This window comes from Paenibacillus sp. FSL R10-2736, assembly GCF_038000245.1.
Classification (GTDB): Bacteria; Bacillota; Bacilli; order Paenibacillales; family Paenibacillaceae; genus Paenibacillus_AQ; species Paenibacillus_AQ phytohabitans.
On the sequence record NZ_JBBOBN010000002.1, the window covers coordinates 1 to 18,596 of the forward strand.

The window sequence follows — 18,596 nt, forward strand, 5'->3', positions numbered from 1 at the left end:
CGGCGAGCCGCCGCCTTGCACAGAGGTGAATTCGCCAACGCCGAATTCATCCTTCTCGTACCGGCGGCGGTCCAGCCGCTGGGAGATGCCCTGCTCGATCAGTTCGAGCCCGGCGCGTTCACGCGGCGAAGAGAACGTGATCGCAAGGCCTTTGCCTCCGGCGCGGCCCGTGCGGCCGATCCGGTGAATATAGCTGTCCGCATCCAGCGGAAGATCGTAGTTGAAGATGTGGGTAATGCCTTCCACATCAAGCCCGCGGGCTGCCACATCCGTAGCAACCAGCAGCTGCAGCTTAGCATCGCGGAACCGCTTCATAACCGCTTCGCGTTTGCCCTGCGACAAGTCGCCGTGCAATTCGTCGCAGTCATACCCGGCCGCCTGCAGTGCTTCGTTCAGCTTGATGGCCCGGCGTTTGGTCCGGCAGAAGATGATCGCCAGGTACGGGCGGTCCCGCTCGATCAGGGAGATCAGCGCCTCTTCCTTATTGCGGTCAGAGCATTCCACTACCTGCTGGCGGATATTGTCCAGCGGAATTGGAGAGCCGCTCTTGATAATGATATCAAGCGGTTCTTTCATATAATTCGCAGCCAGTCGTTTGATCGGGTCCGGCATTGTTGCAGAGAACAGCATTGTCTGGCGGCGGTAAGGCACAGCCGTAATGATCGTCTCTACATCCTCCAGGAAGCCCATGTGCAGCATCTGGTCCGCTTCATCCAGCACCAGCATCTTCACGCCGCCTAAGTCCAGCGTCTCCCGGCGCAGGTGATCCAGCAGCCGTCCCGGCGTTCCGATAATGAGATGTCTGCCGCCTTCCAGCTTGCGGAGCTGTTTCTCCACATCCTGTCCGCCATAGACTGCCAGAATCTTCACTCCCGTATGGCGCGCCAGCTTGCGCGCTTCTTCGGTAATCTGCAGCGCAAGTTCACGCGTAGGCGCAAGAATAAGCGCCTGCGGATAAGCCGCCTCTACCCGGATCTTGTCCATAATCGGCAGCAGGAAAGCCAGTGTCTTCCCTGTTCCCGTCTTGGCACGGGCGATAACATCGAGACCCTCTACCAGCGGCGGAATCGCCTCTTCCTGCACCGGCGTCGGCTTCACGATTCCCTGCCCCTTGAGCAGATCGTTTAGTACTTCTGAAACTCCTAATTCTTTAAAACCCGGCAATTGCTCCACCTCACTATTTTCCCTAAGTTTTCACTTCATAACTTATATTCATCCATTTATCGGAGTAATGTACGCATTCACAAGGCTTGGCCTGCGGCATAAGCCCGTTATCAGGCGGCAACGGCTGCACCGTCCTGCATAGTGTGCTGTGCCAGGACAGCCAGTCCAGATATCGCTCTCAGGTATCCGTATCAAACAAAAGCGGAAGAACCCCGTTGCCGGAGCCCTTCCGTTCCACTGGCCCGCAAGGCTGCAGTCGAAGTTCGGTTTCTGGGGCAGCAGCGATCCACCGGACATTCAGACGGCACTCCATTTGCGTTCCATTACACTTTAATTTTGGGCAAGTTATCTTTATATATTGTACTTGATTTCGCGCCGCTTGTGTGCATCTGCGGAAGAATAATTATTTCCCGGGACTTATCCCGCTAGAATCTTCCTGATTTGAATATCGAGAACAGCAGCCATATAATCATCAGCATAGCGATGACGGAGCCGATCTCCACGATGGGGAAATCCCAGAGCAGCGAAGGCTCACCGCGCAGAGAGGAAGCAACAATCAGACCGGCCATAATAATGCTGAAGGCCAGCAGTACGATACTGAAGGAGAGCCGGTTGCCGACCCGGCTGAACTTGTGCTCCAGATTCTGGAGCTCAGGTACCCCAATCTCCACCTTGAGCTTCCCCTTGCTGAGCAGCGCGGAGAGCTGCCGGGCCTGGGCAGGAAGCTCCACCAGACTCTCGGCAAGATCGGCTACTCCGCCGAGCAGCTTGCGCTGCAGCCGGCTTCCGCTGAAGCGCTGCTTCACCAGCTGCCTGCCGAACGGCTCGGCCATCTGCACTATGCTGAAGGCCGGGTCGAGGCTGGCGACCATGCCCTCCAGCGTCAGCATCGTCTTGCCCAGCATCGCGAGATCCGGCGGAATAACCAGCCGGTGCTTGCGGGCAATGCCGAACAGATCATTCAGCGCCTTGCCGATGCTGACCTGCTTGAACGGGATATCATAATACTGCTCCCGCAGCCGGTCCATATCATCATGCAGCGCCATCCGGTCGGCATCCTCCGGAATCACACCCAGCCGCAGAATGGCCCGTACCATCGAATCGGTGTTCTTGCGCATCAGTGCGATCACGAGTGCGGACAGCCCGTCCTTCATTTCCTCGCTCAGCCGACCGACCATCCCGAAATCAATCAGAGCCAGCTTGCCGTCCTCCAGCACCATGACATTGCCCGGATGCGGATCGGCATGAAAGAAGCCATGGATGAAAATCTGGTTCAGCATCATCTCTACAAGCTGCTGGGCAATAGTCTTGAGCTTGACGCCCTTGTTCAGCAGCTCATCCCTGCGGTTCAGCGTAATTCCGTCCACGTATTCCATCGTCAGCACCCGTGTCGAGCTGAAATCCCAATAGATGGCCGGTATATATACATTATCCTGGGCAGTCAGATGCCCGGCTATACGTTCGGCATTGCGCCCTTCCTGGGCATAATCAAGCTCGGCCATCAGGGCGCGGGAGAACTCCTCGACCATCCGGGTTAATCCGTATTGCTTGGCCCAGTCCATCTTCCGCTCAGCCAGGACGCTTAGATCCAGCAGAATTTCAAGATCCCGGCTCATGGTCCGCATGACGCCGGGACGCTGAATCTTGACCGCTACACTCTGGCCGCCGTGCAGCACCGCCCGGTGCACCTGACCGATGGAAGCCGCAGCAAGCGGATTGTTCTCGAAGTACTCAAAGACCGCATCCATATGCTGATCGAGTTCCTGCTCGATAATATTGCGGGCCGTCTCGGCCGAGAACGGCGGCACATTGTCCTGCAGCTTAATAAGCTCCTGTATAATTGAATCCGGCAGCAGATCGGAACGTGTACTGGCGAGCTGGCCCAATTTGACAAACGTTGGCCCCAGATCCTCCAGCACCCGGCGGATCCGCTCCCCGAGTGTTACGCTTTCGTGAACCTCCTGCGTAATAATCCGGCGCGGAAGGGACAGGAGATGATAGAGGCCCAGTTCCTCCACCATATAGCCGAAGCCATGACGCATCAGCGCCATGGCTATTGCCCGGTAACGGCCGGCATGTCTTATGCGGACTGCCATTTATTCCGTATGCGTTTCCGGCACGACATCCTCCTGGGTGCGGGGAGCCGTATTGCCCTCCAGCTCGGCCACGCGGCGTTCAAGCACAGCAATGCGCGATTCCAGTCCGGCAATGTCTCCTTGAACAGGCACCTTGAGCTCCTTCAGCACCTTCTGAACCTGCTCATGTACAGCTGCTTTGAAGGTACCGCGTTCTTCTTCACCGCGCTCCACCAGCCGGTCAACCAGTGCCTTGGATTCCGATGGCGCAAGCTCGCCCCGCTTGACGAGTTCATCTACGACCTTTTCAACCTTTTCCTTGCTGACAATGGTGAGGCCCACTCCTAAAGAGATTGCTTTCTTGAACAAATCACTCATGGTACTTCCCTCCCAAAGATTCCAGTTATGGTTAGAGTATACCCCTTAGCGGGCCAATTCACAAAATAACCCCACAAAGTGGGGCCAAATCTTCGATGATTACTCAGGTACTTTGCGGGGACCCCAAAATATATACTGTCTTTCACAAAAGTCCGGGGTTATCTCGGAATCCGTGCCGCCCAGGTGGCTGCGCGCAGAATCAGCTGGCGGACTGCCGGATGACGGAACGAAGGCTCATGATGGCCGGGCATAAGGTAGACAACCCGTCCCTGACCGTAGCTGTGGCACCAGGCCGCAGGCAGCATTTCCCCGTCCGCTTCATATTCAAGCAGAATCTTCTTATCGGTGAAGGGGTCGAACTCGAAACGGTACGGCTCTTCATCGAGCTGGAAATCCTCAATGCCTTCGGTGATATCATGTTCCCGCACCTTGAAATTCAGCGGTGCATAGGGAGGATGTCCGGTGAATCTGCCGCCGATCAGATGTGCCAGCTCATACCGCTTCGCCAGCGAAACACCGGTATGCAGGACAATCAGGCCGCCGCCGCCGCTTACATAACTCAGCAAACCCGCCGTCTGCTGGGGAGATACGGTTTCGTTCCATAATTCGTTATATGCAATGCAGAGATCATATCCTGCCAAATGTTCGCTTAACAGCAGCTTTTTATTCTCCGAGCACTGTACGGTCAGAAGATCATTCAGAATCTCGCTGACCTGCTTGTCTACGCCTTGCAGCGGGTGAAACCGTGGGTGGGTATAATCGCCAAGTAACAGGCATTTTCTCTTATCCATGGGTCTCCTCCTCCTTATTTCTTTATCTTTGTAGTTGAACGTTGCCTATTATTCTAAGGAAAACAGCTCCCGATGTCCATAAAACGGGCTGCTTTTATAGTAAGAATACGCTAATCCGGGTTGTCCAAAAAGAATTCCCGTCCTGTACCGGACGGGAATTCCTGCTCTGGGTGCCTGTGCAGCCCGGCCTGGTGCTACCGGTTACCGGGAAGCCGCGATATAACGGCCCAGCTCTACGAACATGCTGCCCATCCGTTCATGCTCCGGCATAATGATCCGCTTCACGCCCTCTTCCTTGAGGGCTTCAGAGGTAAGCCGGCCGACAGATACAGCCAGCACCTTATCCTCCAAAGCCTGAACGAGTTCTTCCAGCCTGCCCTGCTCCCGCGCATACTGCGCCAGGAAACGGAATTGCGGAGCACTTGTGAAGGCTACCGCGTTCACCCGGCCTTCTGTAATATCCGCCAGCAGCAGGGCCAGCGCTCCCGGCTCCGGCTGCGTGTACCGGTACGGCTGCACCCAGCTGACCTCTGCTCCCGCCTGCTCCAGCCACTGGACCAGATGCGGGGCAGACTCTCCGTGCAGTTGCAGTCTGACCCGCTTGCCCTGCAAATCCCAATCCTGCAAACCGCGGATCAGCCCTTTGGTGCTGCCGTCATCGTCGCGCACCACGGGCTCCAGCCCCCGCTTCTTCAAGGCATTGACTGTCTTATAGCCGCGCGCAGCAATAGGTGAAGCGGAGAGAACTTCCAGGAAGCGGTCCGCAAGCTCCAGCTTCGCGGCCATCTCGAACAATGCGTCGATTCCCATTCCGGTCGTCAGAACTGCCAGGTCCGGCGGCTGGTCTGTCCAGGCCGTCAGCCCGTCACGCAGTGCAGCATCATCGAGAAATGACGTCCCCTGGGCGGGACGGTGCAGCGCAGTCCCACCCATATTCTGTATCAGCTTGGCCATTTCTTCCGCCTTGCGCGGACCCGCCAGGGCAATGGTAATGCCCTTCAATTGCTCTGCCATGAATGCTTCTCTCCTTCGTCACCCCATATTATTGCTTATCAGTATACTTGCAAAAGGAGGTAAAAGGGAAGACCGCAGCGCACTTTCTGCTTCAGGAATTCCGCTGGTCTCCGGAACTACCGCTACTCTGCCGGACGGTATCCGCTGCACCCGGAGCCTGATTTCCCGGATATAATTTGAATTTGCCGACCAGCCGCTGCAGTTCATCGGCAAGATGGCTCAGATCTGCCGAGGAAGAAGCGATCTCTTCCACCGATGCCAGCTGCTGCTGGGCAGCAGCTGAGATGGTTTCGGTATTGCCTGCCGCCTCCTGGGTGATCCCGCGGATCTCTCCGATGGCCTTCTCCATACTATCCGCTTCTGCCGTCAGCGTATGCACTGCCCCATTCATCGCTTCAATCTTCTCCGCCGCCCCTTTAACCGCCCTGCGGATCCGTGAGAAGGAGCGTCCGGTCGTATCGACCGCCATAATGCCTTCGGATACCCGGTTCTTCGCATACTCCATGGTAGCTGTAGCCTGGATCATCTCTGCATTAATTGAAGTAATCTGTTCGGAGATCATTCTTGCCGACTTCTCTGATTCTTCAGCCAGCTTGCGCACCTCTGAGGCGACAACCGCGAAGCCGCGGCCCTGCTCGCCTGCCCTGGCTGCTTCAATGGAAGCATTCAGCGCCAGCAGGTTGGTCTGCCGCGAGATCCCGGTAATTACACCGACAATCCCCTGGATCTGTCCGGTCCGCTCGTTAAGCTTATCAATGACCCCGCCCAGCTCCTCTACCGTTTCATGAATCCCGTTGATCTTATCGACTACGCTGATTACAGATTCATTCCCCTCTGAAGCAGAGAGCGAGGTCTTGTCCATCATCGCCGATACCTGCTCCATGAATCCTGAAATATGCTCTACCTCGCTTGTAGTGGCAGCCGTACTTATCATTCCTTTATTGACACTGTTAACCTGACGCTCTGTTCCGGCCGCTACCTCCTGGATCGCTATCGTAACATGCTCTATCGCTTTGGTAGTCTGCTCAGCCCCCGCTGTCAGTTCCTCGGCGGATGAGGAGACATTGTCGGTCATCTCCTGTACACCGATAATCATCTGCCGCAGATTGCCGACCATCAGGCGGAAATTCTCAGCCAGCAGGCCAATCTCATCTCTGCGGAAGTCCCCGATATCCTGTGACAGGTCGCCCCCGGCGATTAGCTCTGTCGCTCTGCGCAGCCGCATCAGCGGCTTCAGGATCGACGAGACATTGAAGTAGATAAGCACCAGCGCCAGCAATACAGAAACAGAGATTACAATGAATACCGTCTCCCGGATATCACTCGTCGCACGGGTAATCTCATTCTTACTGATGGTTCCCCCGATTCTCCAGCCGGTCAGCTCATTCACCATGAAGGTCATCTTCTTGGATGAATCCTTATAGTCATAATCGAAGCTGCCGCTCTCACTTTCGAACATTTGCTTCACGAAATCAAGTGAGGACTCCTCGCCAATAGCTTCGGTCGGGTGAACCAGGAATTTCTTGCTGCTGTCGATAATCAGAATATAACCTTCTTCGCCTACCTTGATATCTGTCAGATCAGCCAGCGAAGACAGGTTCAGATCCAGACCCACTACCCCGTTCCCGCCTTCCAGCACTGCTGAAATGGCAATAGCCGACTCATTATTCACGGTCTGGAATACCGGTGAGATCACAATCCCGCTGCCATGCTTAAGCGCATTGATATAAGCGTTCTCCTTGCGCGGGTCATAGCCGTCCGGCAGCTGGATATCGGCCGCACGGATACCCTTGCCTTTACTGGTTCCGGCATAAATATCAAGCACATCGGAATGCAGCTTGGCATACTCCTTAAGTCTGGCCTCCAGTGCAGGCGCCCCCGCCCCCGCCGCTTCATTGTTAATAGAATCCGCCGTGAGCTGCGCAGCGAAGTAGTTAATATCATCAATTTTGGATTGAATGTTTGCATCGATAATTTCGTTCACCGCCACTACACTTTCCGTGGCATTTTGGGTGAGCTGCTCCCCGACTTTACTGCTGGCCGATTGATAGGTCTGCCAGCCTATAATGATGCTGGGTACAAGCAAAACAAGCAAATATGTAAGAATTAGCTTCGTGCGGATGGTCAGACGCGCCTTTTTATTCATATGAAGGGCTCACTCTCTCTTTCTTTATGGGTCTTAAGCACGATAAATCTGCAGCCTCAATATATAATTAAATATCGCCCCTGGAAATCCTCTTTTCTCCGGGAATTCATTATAATTCTCCTATGTTGCTTAATAATTTTCATATATACACAGCAAAAAACCGTTTTTATGAAAACGGTCTTTTGTTATATTTATTCTTTTTTCTAGTGCGAATTCTTATTCCGGCAGGCTGGACATACGCCTCCAAATACAACATGTGTATGGGTGATGGAATAACCCGTATCCTCCGCTACCGTATCGATCCACGCCTGCGGAACCTGACTCATCACTTCATCCACTGCGCCGCAGATTTCACAGATAATATGCTGATGGTCGTCCAGACGGGCATCATATCTGCTGGCCGCCTCTCCGAGCTTCAGTTCACGGATCATTTGTTTATCCGAAAGATACCGCAGTGAATTATAGACAGTCCCATAGGCCAGGTTATGCCCCTGCTCTACGAGCCGGTTCATTACTTCCGCAGCAGTAGGATGGTCATGGGAATTACGGACGATATCATACACGGCCTGACGTTGAGAGGTTAAGTTCAGCGTTCTCATCTTTATCATCCTCTAATTTGTTTTTAGATCAAGTATAAGTCCTAGTGCCGGAAGCGTCAATCCGGGCGGGACTCTATTTGATCATTCCCGAGTATTTCACATCCACATCTGCCTTAACCTGAAATTCCAGCCGGGGATACAGACTCTCCCACACCGCCATTTCTGTGTCATTATTCCAGTGCCGGGCCCCGTAATGCAGCCCCCAGCCCATAGGGTCCATCCCGCTGTCCCGGATTTTGATCAGCAATGCTGTAACTGCCTTGCTGAGTTCCGCTGCACCTGACTCCCCGATCTCCTTCAGCATGTGATGAGTTACCATATCCTCTGTACTATTTTCCTCCAGAATTGCCCGGATCTTAATGTTGTACCGGATGTACGGGTTATCCTCCTGCTGCGTCACAATCCGGTAGCCGGAGGAACTGCTCTCTGTATAGTACTGATACATCCCGCCGCCTAAGTGAGCCGGAAAGTTCGTCCGCAGATTGGACCGGGACAGCAGATTGAACAGTCTGGTCTCGTCAGGTGTGAGAACAAGCTTGAGTTTACTCTTATCCAGCAGGGCAACCTTATTGATCAGGAACTGTTCTTCCCCCTGCGCTTCAATAATAGGCAGAATAGGATCGATACCGTTCTCATAAATACTCCGCATCAGCTGATAGGAGAACACACTGGAGATAAAAGGCGACTCCGTCCCCTGTCCGCTCATCGCCAGAATCAGCGAGTTAGACGGGATTCGCTCGGACGGCGGCTTCACCTGCAGAACTTCCAGCGCCCCTGGTCTTCCGATGGCAAAATTAAGAATAGACTGGATATCCCTGCGCCGCATCGCCCAGTCTATCACATGCCGGATATCTTTGGCGGCGATTTGCTCACCCAGAATTATCGTCTTGCAGTGAACATAGTCCAGTTCCTTCTCCACTTTGGACTTCATCCTGCGCAGTGCCTCGGAGATACTCTCCGATTCTTCGGTGAGGATCTGCATCTTCTCATCGATCTTGGTCACATCCCCTTGAGGAATGGCCAGCTTCAGACTAACCTTGAATGTTCCTTCCACCTTGCCGGAATCGATCCCGATGGCGACCACAAATATTCTCCGGTCGATATCTTTGAAATTGCAGCCTGTCACTGTCATGCACATCAGTAACAGCAGGAGGCAGACTGCCCTCTTTTTGGTTCTCATGCCCTCCGCCTCCTTACAATCCAGTAGCACCAGAACAGCAGGAGAATCAGCAGCAGCTCCCCGTACCAGCGGATATGCAGCAGGAATACTCCAAGCATATTAAGGTCGTATTGATCCATACGCATAAGGGCGAAGGCTCCGGCAGCAAACAGGACCAGGATGACGATCTCCTGACGCAGTTTTTTCTTAGGCTTCTTAGCCGTGGAGGGCAGCAGGCTGAGCAGCAGCTCTTTGCCGACATGCCACTGGATAATGGCGCTGACCAGGGATAACGTAATGTAGGCGAAATAGAAGATATACAGCATGCGTTCGATCAGGAAAGCCTCGATGCGGATGCTGTCTGCCGTTGTAAACCATGTATACACATGCCGTTCGATGCCAACGGTCCCGTGATATCCGATCGGCACAAAAAAGCATATGGCAAGCACCAGAAAACCTTCCAGACTCAGAATCCATATATGCTTGAGCCTCAGTCCATGAAATACCCGGTTGAACACCGCCAGATTGATATAACCGCTGAAGGTAAACGTTGCGGCCGCAATACTGTTCATATCCGGGGCATGCAGAGAGTGAGTCATTACCTGCAGCACGGCATCCCAGCTGAAATCCGGGTTAATAATCGCCTTGACTGTTGTATACAGAATTAAAGGCAGGGTAATCCCCAGCGTAACCTCCAGCCCGTAGAGCAATGACAGCGAGTCTATCCGGGAACACAGGCAGACAACAGCCAGGAAGCCGAGTAATATTGCATACGGCCCTGTATCCGGGCTGATAAAACGCAGCGTAATGTCCACAAAGGACAACAGAATCAGCGCCCCGGCCATATACCAGAGAACCGCATACACAAAAATCAGCGGAGCAGCCAGCAGCTTAGGCAAGGCCGACCCGAAGATTTCCGGCAGTCCCTGTCCGGGGAATTTATTGATGACTTTGGTGAACAGGTAGATAAACAGGGTGCCCGTAGCCACCGCAACCAGAATGGAGGACTGCGCCCCGTCAAAGCGGGCATCGATCAGCTCCCGGGGGGCGAAATTAATGATGTTGATCAGGGAATTCATGAGAAAAAGACAATAGAAATAGCGGCTCTTAGCCATCACTCCCCACCGCTTTTCTTCCTCAGGGCCGTTCCCAGCGTATCGAGGAAAAACATCTTGAAATACGGCTGGCCGAAGCTGCGCTGGCTGCATAAATACATGATGAAGCCCACCAGGCAGATGACAACACCGACGAGACCGAGCACTGCCGCAGCTATGACGAAGAAATATTTCAGCACACGGATAGAGAAGCTCATCATATTCAGCGGAATCAGGAAATTGGATATCGCCACAACGGAAACCAGAATAATCATAATGTTGCCGATCAGTCCCGCCGCAGTAGCGGCTTGGCCCAGTATCAGACCGCCAACCGTAGTGGCCGTCGGACCAATAGCCCGGGGCAGCCGCAAGCTCGCTTCGGTCAGAAATTCCATCATAATCATCATCAGAATGACCTCGACAAAAGAAGGATAAGGCACTGTAGCACGGCTTCCCCCGATCAGCAGGGCAATCTGCACGCGCACAATCTCCGGATTATAGGAGGTGAAGGCAATGTACAGGGCAGGCAGCCACAGCGTCATGGCCACACCGAGAATGCGCAGCAGCTTTAAGAAACGTCCAACAAAGGGAAGATGAATTTTATCATCCATAGCTGTGAAGAAGTCATTGAAAATAGACGGGAGCACAATCGCGTATCCGGTAGTATCCAGCATTACAGCAACCTTGCCTTCAGCCAAATTGAACACCACCCGGTCCGGGCGCTCCGTAACAATTGTTTTGGGGAAAATGCGCAGCTTGTCGCTGCTGATATATTTCTCCAGCTCACCGGCAGCCTGCAGAACATCCAGCTTAAGAGAGTCCAGCTTCTCTTTTAATTCGGCCAGAACATCGTGGTTCACTCTGCTCTCGTCATAGAGTATAGCCACCTTAGTCTTGGACACGTTGCCGATGATAGTGAACTCCATCTTCAGTGACGAGGACTGATAACGCCGCCGGATCAGGTTCAGATTAACCGCCAGACTCTCGCCCAGCGCATCTGACGGGCCTTGGCTGATACTCTCGGTTATCGTTTCTTTAACACCGCTAACCTCAGCCTTGAGCGCATCGAAGAAGCAGAGCCGGCCGGCCTGGCCTATACAGGCATAACCGCTAAGCAGAAGGTCCAGCGCACGCGTCCCCTCTGTAACTTCCTCACTTCCGGGGTAATCCGCAATGTAGCTATAGTAAGCTGCCGGATCGCCCATCTCGTAGAACGGTGCAACGACATTCCTTCTGATGGTCTGTCCATCCGTAACACTCTTGATATACAGCAGGCTGACCTCTCCAGAGGGAACGGCCATGATCTTGTCCTCCAGGTCACCGAAACCGCTCAGCTGTCCCCTGATCCATTCCAGGGTCACTCCCTGCTTATGCACTTGTCCTGACATGGATCATTCTCCCTCCAGGCCCGAATCACCGGGGACTTCCCCTTATTTTGGCACTGTCGCCCTCTTTTCATGCACCTTCTGCCGGGCTACGGCGTTTCTTTTGCCGGAAGTGTGGTAATAAATGAAATGAATACTGACTAATGGAGGGATCAACTCATGAATTCACAGGATCACCGCTCGCAAGGTCTTCCGCAATTTCCGGAATCCCTATGGAGGGGCAGCACGGAGCTGCCCTCTTTTCCGGAGCTTGCGGAAGATCATGTCACAGACGTAGCCATTGTCGGAGCAGGCATTACGGGTATTACGACAGCTTATTTGCTGTCCAAGGCCGGGTATAAGGTCACTCTGCTCGAAGCCGGAGAGATCCTCGGCGGTACCACCGGCTTCACCAGCGCCAAAATCTCCGCCCAGCACGGAATGATCTACAGCGATCTGCTGAAGCACTTTGGGGAAGAACAGGCCCGGCTCTATTTCCAGTCAAACAGTGAAGCGCTGGAGTGGATGATAGCTACGGCGGAAGAACTGGGGCTGTCCTGCGGGTTGACGCGGGAACCTGCGTATCTGTATGCCGATATGGGAGATGAGAAGACGCTCAAGCAGCTGGCTGCTGAATTCGAGGCCTACAGCAAGCTTGGACTGCCCGGAGAATGGCTGGATCAGGTTTCGCTGCCACTTAGAGCCGGCGGTGCGATCAAGCTGCCCGGACAAGCCCGTTTTCATCCGCTGGAGTACCTGAAAGGGCTGCTGCAGGTCGTGCTGGACAAGGGCGGCACGGTATACGAGCATACGATGATTGGTGAAAAGGTCGATACGGACGGGCATCTCACCCTCTATACCGAAGGGGAGAAGTTCAAAATTAAATGCCGCCATGCTGTGTCCGCCTCCCATTTCCCATTCTATGATGGAGGCTCCCTCTATTTCTCACGGCTGCACGCGGAGCGGTCCTATTGCCTGGCTATTGAGCCGGAAGCTGATTATGAGGGCGGCATGTACCTGAGTGCCAGTGAACCTACCCGCTCGCTGCGCGCGGTGGAATGGGGCGGGCAGAAGCTGGTTATCGTCGGCGGTAATAACCATAAGACCGGACAGGGCATCTGCACCTTCGGCCACTATGAGAATCTGGAGAAGTTTGCGGGAGAACTGCTCGGCATCCGCAGCATTCCCTTCCGCTGGTCGGCGCAGGATCTGATCACCCTGGACCGGGTTCCCTACATCGGCAAGCGGGCGGAAGATGAAGAAATCTATATTGCCACAGGCTTCGGCAAGTGGGGAATGACCAGCGGGACGCTGGCTGCACGCCTGATTGCGGACGGAATTGCAGGCAGCAGCAACCCTTATAAGGAGCTGTATGATCCGGCACGCTTCAAGGCTAATCCGGGCATCAAAAATTTCATTGTACAGAACTTCTCGGTCGCCAAAGAGCTTGTAGCCGGAAAAGTGGAGATTATCCATAAAAAAACAGACGAGCTTGCGCCGGACGAAGGGGCCGTTGTTTTCCATGACGGCAAACGGGTTGGCGGCTACCGCGACCCTGAGAACAGGCTGCATCTCGTGGACAGAACCTGCACACATATGGGCTGTGAATGCGAATGGAATGACGGGGAACGCTCCTGGGATTGCCCGTGCCACGGCTCCCGCTTTTCTTATGAGGGCGATGTGCTCGAAGGACCGGCAACAGTGCCGCTTAAGAACCTCACAGCCAAGCAGTGAGCCTGCTTCATATACAGCAGTGTACAGAGACATTCAATTAGAATGGACTGTCTTGTCCCTCTCCGCCTGTCCCGGCGTGATTGTCTCTGTCCGCTCAGGTATAATAGCCTTATGTTCATCCAATATATAGAATTTTCTATCTTAAGGAGCGTGACGACAGGTTATGGATTTAAGAGGAACCAGTATTGTAATTACAGGTGCAGGTAAAGGGATCGGCAAAGCACTCGCGATGGCACTCGCTAAAGAAGGCGCCAACCTGGGGCTTATCTCCAGAACTTCAGCAGATCTGGAGGCACTGAAATCGGCATTGACTGAGGTATATGACATCAAGGTCAGCATTGCTGTAGCTGATATCGCGGTGCGTGAAGAAGCGGAGCGGGCGGTTGTCGCCCTGCAGAATGACCTGGGGCCGTTCGATGCGCTTATCAATAATGCCGGGATTGCCCAGTTTGGCACCTTCCTGGAGATGGACCCTGCTGACTGGGAGCGCCATATGCAGATCAATCTGTTCGGCACCTATTATGTAACCCGCGCGGCACTGCCTGCTATGATTGAACGTTCCAGCGGCAACATCATCAATATCTCTTCTACGGCAGGAGAACGCGGCTTCGCTACAGGCTCAGCCTATTGTGCTTCCAAATTCGCTCTGATGGGTATGACGGAAGCGCTGGCTATGGAGGTCCGCAAGCATAATATCCGTGTCGTGGCACTGACCCCCAGCACCGTCAATACAGGTCTGGCCACCGGTGCCGGCCTGAAGATCGGCGATGAAGACCGGATGATGCAGCCCGAGGATGTGGCTGAGCTGACGCTCGCTGCCTTGAAGCTTCCAGACCGCGTCTTCCTGAAGACTGCTGGCATCTGGACGACCAATCCGCAATAACAATGGCAGATTACACCCATACCCTATGAGGAGGACTTGGCATGCTGGTAGTAACCAACACGATTAAGATCAAAGAAGGACATGGCGAAGCACTGGCCTCGCGTTTCGGGGCAGACAATGGGGTGCAGAGCATGCCCGGATTTATCCGCATGGAGGTCTGGCAGGGCGCGCCCAAAGAAGGCGTGGAGGAACTGAAGATCTGTACTGTCTGGGAGAGCGAGGAAGCGCTGAGCGGCTGGACGTCCAGCCCCGCCTTCCGCGATTCGCACCGCGGGGCCGGCCGGAATGAAGCCATTGTCGGCGCCTCACTCGACAAGTATGAGCTGCTACTCAGCCGAACTCCCGGTAACTGAATGTAGCCGTTATACGCATATACACAACAGGGATGCCCCGCAGCCTTTAAGGCTTGACGGGGCATCCCTGTTATTGCGTCTGTAGTTCACAACCCGGTTATTCGCGGCCCGCTGCTGGAGACTCGCTCACGTCCTGATGCTTGCCCGGCCAGAAGGCCCGGCGGCCCAGAAGCACGGTAATGGCCGGAACCAGGAACGGCCGGACCACGAAAGTATCGAGCAGCACGCCAATCGCGGTGATGATGCCGAATTGCACCAGCACCTGAATCGGCAGACTTGCCAGTACAGCGAACGTACCTGCCAGAATGAGTCCGGCGGAGGTGATTACCGATCCGGTTTCGTTTACACCTTCGGCGATGGCCTGCTTCAGCGGCATAACTTTACTCTTTTTCCAGATATTCGAGATCATGAAGATGTTATAATCCTCGCCCAGCGCTACCAGGAAGACGAAGGAATAGAGCGGAATTGCGCCTTGAATTGCATCTGCACCGAGCAGATAATGAATAATTATCCAGCCCAGACCAAGTGCCGAGAAGAAGGAGAGAATTACTGTAGCTACCAGATAAATGGTCGCCACTACAGACCGGAGATAGATCAGCAGCAGCACTGTAATCATCCCGATAACCACCGGTATAATCAGATCAGTATCCCGTTCCCCGAGCTCCTTGGTATCATGCTGGGTAGCGGTCTGTCCGCTAATCCATACCTTATCCTGCGCGTTCTCAATTCCCGACTCCGTCAGTGCCTGCTCTACCGTAGCCTGGAGCGCTGGAATGTGATTCATTGCCTCGATGGAATACGGATTGGCCTTGAATTCAATATCATATGCAGTGATGTTCTTATTGACGGCCCCCTGCTGCGGATCAGACACCACGTCCACATAGGACAGGCCGCTCAGGATGACCTTCAGATCTTCTCCGCCGCTCAGGCCCTCTGTATTCACCATCAGCTTGGCCGGTGCCAGCTCTCCGGGAGAGAACTGCTTGCCGATCAGATCGAACCCTTCACGCGATTCCATATCTTTCGGGAAGGAGGATAGGATATCATAGGTGAATTTAATTCCGCTGGAGAACGAAGCCAGAATGCCCAATACCACCACGGTTACTCCTACGATCGCCCATGGCCGGGAAATGACAAGATGCCCGATTCCTTTTTTGGACGAACGCTTCGGCTCCGGTACCGGCTTCCCCTTGGCCTTGGCCCGCTCAATCTCCATTTGCGGAGTGCGCGGAACAAACGGGAAGAACGAGGTTCGCCCGAAGATAGCCAATAGTGCCGGAACCAGCGTCAGACTGGCAATCCCCATAATCAGAATGGAGACACTGAACGGAACCGCAAAGCGGTGATACGCCCCGTATTTGGCCAGCAGCAGCGCGAAGAGCGCAAGGACAACTGTGAATCCGCTCATGGCGATCGCTCCGGAGGAATGGGTGATTGCACTCAGCAGTGCACGCCCCTTATTCTCCTCAACCTTCAGCATCTGGCGGAACCGGGAAATCATAAACAGACAGTAGTCTGTCCCCGCCCCGAAGAGCAGCACCGTCATAATAGATACGGCCTGCGAATCCACCGTAATCCAGCCTTCCTCTGCCATCTTGCCGAGCAGCGGACTGGTCACGCCATAAGCAAAGCCCACGCCAATGAGCGGTATCAATGCCAGAATCGGCGATCGGTAGATCAGGAGCAGGAAGACCAGCACCAGAATTACCGTTGCAATCAGCAGTGAAACGTCGGCATTCTTGAACAGGCCTGTGGCATCTACCGATATCCCGACAGGGCCGGTAACCCGCAAGCTTAAGTCGCCGCTGTCTTGCTTCACTACAGAAGGGTCTGTGCCTGTTTCAGTACTCACCAGCTTCTTCATCTCAGTCAGCGATTCCCCGAGCTGGTCACTGTCTGCCTTCTTGTCAAACAGCACCGGTGTGACGAGTGTGCTTCTGTCCTCCGACAGTGAAGCCTGCAGCGCCTGCGGCGGCAGCTGACCAAGCGGCGGAACGAAGTTCTGATGCGCGAGCGGCTGCTGTTCAAGCTTGGAGTATACAGCAGTTATATGTAAGAGATCATCCTCTGATAATCCGCCTTCACGATGCCATACCAGCAAGGCCGGTACACCGCTTCCGGCAGGGAATTCTGCCTCTGCAAGGGCTGCTGCGCGGACAGATTGCGAATCCTCCGGCAGGTTGGGCGCGTTATTGACAACCTGCGAGTTCACCGAAGGCCAGATCATAGTCAAAGCCCCTACAACTGCAATCCACACCAGAAGGGTAATCCATTTTGTTTTGCCTCCTGCTACCCATTTACCGTAGCCTGACATTCCTTTCATCCTCTCTCCCATCCGCAAGCCTAAAATGAGCCGCGGGTCATTTTTACTATCCTTATCATATATACCCTAAAAATTTAAATCAAACCTTTTTTATGTTAACAAAGCTGAAAGGGGTTCTATTCTGTTCCCCGGCAAAACAAACAGGCCCGCAAATCGCCATAAGCGATATGCGGACCCTCGTATATTGGATTCCCTACCTCTACGCTTCTACAGTTTCCCTGTTAAACGCTAAAGCTGATGAATGTTTAAGATTTCTTGAGCTCTCCGGTTCCATTAATCCAGAAAACTCCAGTACTGATCTGCTACTTTTTTTTCTGCTTATCAGCGATATATAAAAGTATTCCTATGATGGCCAGCAAAAAAAGATATAAAGAATCATCACCGCTAACTAAGCGTACTCCAAATAGGGAAGACACACCAACCAATAAATAAAAAACAGAAATTGTAATTATCATGTAAATGTAGACCATTTACTCTCCCCATGTCTTATGTACGGGGGCAAATCACAATTCATTGCTGCTCCAGTACATATTATTTTTTAATAAGTGAAATTAAAACGATCAGTAAAATCTTCTATTGCTGCTCCCGAAAAGTCTACACTAAAAAAATTTAAAATAGCCAATGCTGCTCCGGGAATTAGTTTATGAGCATAACCGAGTGCTACAGAACCCGTTTGTCCGGCGTATGATTTTGCTACCCTTATTTCCTGCTTTAAATATCCATCTTGTGATTGATCTCCAGTCGAAATAATATTGATCTCTACTGCATCCCCATCATTTTCTTGTTTTTGAGTTTTATTTGTATATTGGAATAATTGTGGATCTGATCTCCAATTATGAACGCTATAAGGTGCTCCGTAAGGTGTGGCCTGGCTCTGCCAAGCCATTCCAAGCGTGTCTGTAAAACAGAAAGTAGGTGCTTTTGCCCAATTATACTGTGCATATATATTATAGCTATTTTCGGAGCTATTAGGTGAACTGTTTTTTGTTGCAAATCCATATAAAGAAAAATTGCCTTCTTGGACAGACCTTGTGGAAAATTGATTAGAAGAAACTACTTTCCCCTCTTCATCTATAATGGTTTTTACAGGATTCAATTTTTCAGCCTTAATTTTTATGCCGCCATCACTGACAATCTGCTTTTTTAAAGCTAAGGATATAAAACTGGTTTCTTCAGTCGTAAACCCCATTTGCCCAAGATAATCATTAAGCTCAGATTCGGAAAGCGTATTTGTATTCTCTAAAGGGGCTATATACTCTGGCTCTGCAACAACGTTATCAGATGCGAAAACAGGAAACGAGAAAAGAAGCATCAAAGCAAAAGATAAAAAGAAGGCAGAAGCTTTTTTCATAAATAAACCTCCATTGGTAATTTTCAGTAGCCGGCCTACTGCTGTATATATTACCATTTTTTCACTTTAATCTCCCGCTTTATTATTACAATTATTTGAAATTTTTTTAAAAAAATAATAAATTTTAATATTTATAACACCTCTCACCACGAAGAGATAGCGAGAAAA

General features: G+C 52.7%; 15 protein-coding genes. 3 read left to right on the forward strand and 12 right to left on the reverse strand.

What is annotated here, in order from left to right:
* The 10 genes from NSQ73_RS28060 to NSQ73_RS28105 all read right to left on the reverse strand — a co-directional run.
* On the reverse strand, positions 1-1,164 hold a 1,164-nt coding region (locus tag NSQ73_RS28060; RefSeq protein ID WP_340989461.1), incomplete at its 3' end, for a DEAD/DEAH box helicase.
* Between the two features lie 425 nt (positions 1,165-1,589).
* Positions 1,590-3,260 carry an ABC1 kinase family protein gene (locus NSQ73_RS28065; RefSeq protein WP_042140289.1) on the reverse strand — a complete coding sequence of 557 codons (1,671 nt, stop codon included), beginning with the start codon at positions 3,258-3,260 and terminating at the stop codon, positions 1,590-1,592.
* A complete protein-coding gene (locus NSQ73_RS28070) occupies positions 3,261-3,617 on the reverse strand; it encodes a phasin family protein (protein WP_039305489.1) in 357 nt (118 codons plus the stop codon).
* 158 nt (positions 3,618-3,775) lie between these two features.
* Positions 3,776-4,408 carry a ThuA domain-containing protein gene (locus NSQ73_RS28075; RefSeq protein WP_039305493.1) on the reverse strand — a complete coding sequence of 211 codons (633 nt, stop codon included), beginning with the start codon at positions 4,406-4,408 and terminating at the stop codon, positions 3,776-3,778.
* 201 nt (positions 4,409-4,609) lie between these two features.
* Positions 4,610-5,422 (reverse strand): uroporphyrinogen-III synthase, encoded by an 813-nt coding sequence (locus tag NSQ73_RS28080; protein ID WP_340989462.1) that lies wholly within the window; start codon positions 5,420-5,422, stop codon positions 4,610-4,612.
* A 91-nt stretch (positions 5,423-5,513) separates the two neighbouring features.
* Positions 5,514-7,568 carry a methyl-accepting chemotaxis protein gene (locus tag NSQ73_RS28085; RefSeq protein ID WP_340989464.1) on the reverse strand — a complete coding sequence of 685 codons (2,055 nt, stop codon included), beginning with the start codon at positions 7,566-7,568 and terminating at the stop codon, positions 5,514-5,516.
* 203 nt (positions 7,569-7,771) lie between these two features.
* Positions 7,772-8,167, reverse strand: a complete 396-nt coding sequence (locus NSQ73_RS28090) for a Fur family transcriptional regulator (protein WP_039305505.1) — start codon at positions 8,165-8,167, stop codon at positions 7,772-7,774.
* Positions 8,168-8,240: 73 nt separating this feature from the next.
* Positions 8,241-9,347 carry a Ger(x)C family spore germination protein gene (locus NSQ73_RS28095; protein WP_340989466.1) on the reverse strand — a complete coding sequence of 369 codons (1,107 nt, stop codon included), beginning with the start codon at positions 9,345-9,347 and terminating at the stop codon, positions 8,241-8,243.
* The gene (locus NSQ73_RS28100) at positions 9,344-10,441 is read right to left on the reverse strand and encodes a GerAB/ArcD/ProY family transporter (protein ID WP_340989468.1); all 1,098 of its coding nucleotides are present in this window, start codon (positions 10,439-10,441) and stop codon (positions 9,344-9,346) included. Before NSQ73_RS28100 ends, NSQ73_RS28095 begins: the two co-directional genes overlap by 4 nt.
* Complete coding sequence (locus NSQ73_RS28105; protein WP_340989470.1) at positions 10,441-11,808, reverse strand: spore germination protein; 1,368 nt, start codon at positions 11,806-11,808, stop codon at positions 10,441-10,443. The genes NSQ73_RS28100 and NSQ73_RS28105 overlap by 1 nt, the downstream gene beginning before the upstream one ends.
* 156 nt (positions 11,809-11,964) lie before the next feature.
* On the opposite strand from NSQ73_RS28105, the gene NSQ73_RS28110 reads away from it, so the two are divergent.
* From NSQ73_RS28110 to NSQ73_RS28120, 3 genes are all read left to right on the forward strand, one after another.
* Entirely contained in the window at positions 11,965-13,518 is a 1,554-nt protein-coding gene (locus NSQ73_RS28110) for an FAD-dependent oxidoreductase (protein WP_340989471.1), read from the forward strand.
* 163 nt (positions 13,519-13,681) lie between these two features.
* Complete coding sequence (locus tag NSQ73_RS28115; RefSeq protein WP_039305517.1) at positions 13,682-14,401, forward strand: 3-ketoacyl-ACP reductase; 720 nt, start codon at positions 13,682-13,684, stop codon at positions 14,399-14,401.
* A gap of 41 nt (positions 14,402-14,442) precedes the next feature.
* Positions 14,443-14,754, forward strand: a complete 312-nt coding sequence (locus tag NSQ73_RS28120) for an antibiotic biosynthesis monooxygenase (protein WP_042240425.1) — start codon at positions 14,443-14,445, stop codon at positions 14,752-14,754.
* A gap of 97 nt (positions 14,755-14,851) precedes the next feature.
* Here NSQ73_RS28120 and NSQ73_RS28125 read toward each other — a convergent pair whose 3' ends face one another.
* Both NSQ73_RS28125 and NSQ73_RS28130 read right to left on the reverse strand, forming a co-directional pair.
* Positions 14,852-17,077 (reverse strand): MMPL family transporter, encoded by a 2,226-nt coding sequence (locus NSQ73_RS28125; protein ID WP_340989472.1) that lies wholly within the window; start codon positions 17,075-17,077, stop codon positions 14,852-14,854.
* 538 nt (positions 17,078-17,615) lie between these two features.
* A complete protein-coding gene (locus NSQ73_RS28130; RefSeq protein ID WP_340989474.1) occupies positions 17,616-18,428 on the reverse strand; it encodes a hypothetical protein in 813 nt (270 codons plus the stop codon).
* Positions 18,429-18,596 lie beyond the last annotated feature (168 nt).

Bases quoted from the DNA above. Each gene is read 5' to 3' on its own strand.
- NSQ73_RS28095 (WP_340989466.1), bottom strand. From the start codon at position 9,347: ATGAGAACCAAAAAGAGGGCAGTCTGCCTCCTGCTGTTACTGATGTGC.
- NSQ73_RS28100 (WP_340989468.1), bottom strand. From the start codon at position 10,441: ATGGCTAAGAGCCGCTATTTCTATTGTCTTTTTCTCATGAATTCCCTG.
- NSQ73_RS28125 (WP_340989472.1), bottom strand. From the start codon at position 17,077: ATGAAAGGAATGTCAGGCTACGGTAAATGGGTAGCAGGAGGCAAAACA.
- NSQ73_RS28120 (WP_042240425.1), top strand. From the start codon at position 14,443: ATGCTGGTAGTAACCAACACGATTAAGATCAAAGAAGGACATGGCGAA.
- NSQ73_RS28110 (WP_340989471.1), top strand. From the start codon at position 11,965: ATGAATTCACAGGATCACCGCTCGCAAGGTCTTCCGCAATTTCCGGAA.
- NSQ73_RS28075 (WP_039305493.1), bottom strand. From the start codon at position 4,408: ATGGATAAGAGAAAATGCCTGTTACTTGGCGATTATACCCACCCACGG.
- NSQ73_RS28065 (WP_042140289.1), bottom strand. From the start codon at position 3,260: ATGGCAGTCCGCATAAGACATGCCGGCCGTTACCGGGCAATAGCCATG.
- NSQ73_RS28070 (WP_039305489.1), bottom strand. From the start codon at position 3,617: ATGAGTGATTTGTTCAAGAAAGCAATCTCTTTAGGAGTGGGCCTCACC.
- NSQ73_RS28115 (WP_039305517.1), top strand. From the start codon at position 13,682: ATGGATTTAAGAGGAACCAGTATTGTAATTACAGGTGCAGGTAAAGGG.
- NSQ73_RS28130 (WP_340989474.1), bottom strand. From the start codon at position 18,428: ATGAAAAAAGCTTCTGCCTTCTTTTTATCTTTTGCTTTGATGCTTCTT.
- NSQ73_RS28090 (WP_039305505.1), bottom strand. From the start codon at position 8,167: ATGAGAACGCTGAACTTAACCTCTCAACGTCAGGCCGTGTATGATATC.
- NSQ73_RS28085 (WP_340989464.1), bottom strand. From the start codon at position 7,568: ATGAATAAAAAGGCGCGTCTGACCATCCGCACGAAGCTAATTCTTACA.
- NSQ73_RS28105 (WP_340989470.1), bottom strand. From the start codon at position 11,808: ATGTCAGGACAAGTGCATAAGCAGGGAGTGACCCTGGAATGGATCAGG.
- NSQ73_RS28080 (WP_340989462.1), bottom strand. From the start codon at position 5,422: ATGGCAGAGCAATTGAAGGGCATTACCATTGCCCTGGCGGGTCCGCGC.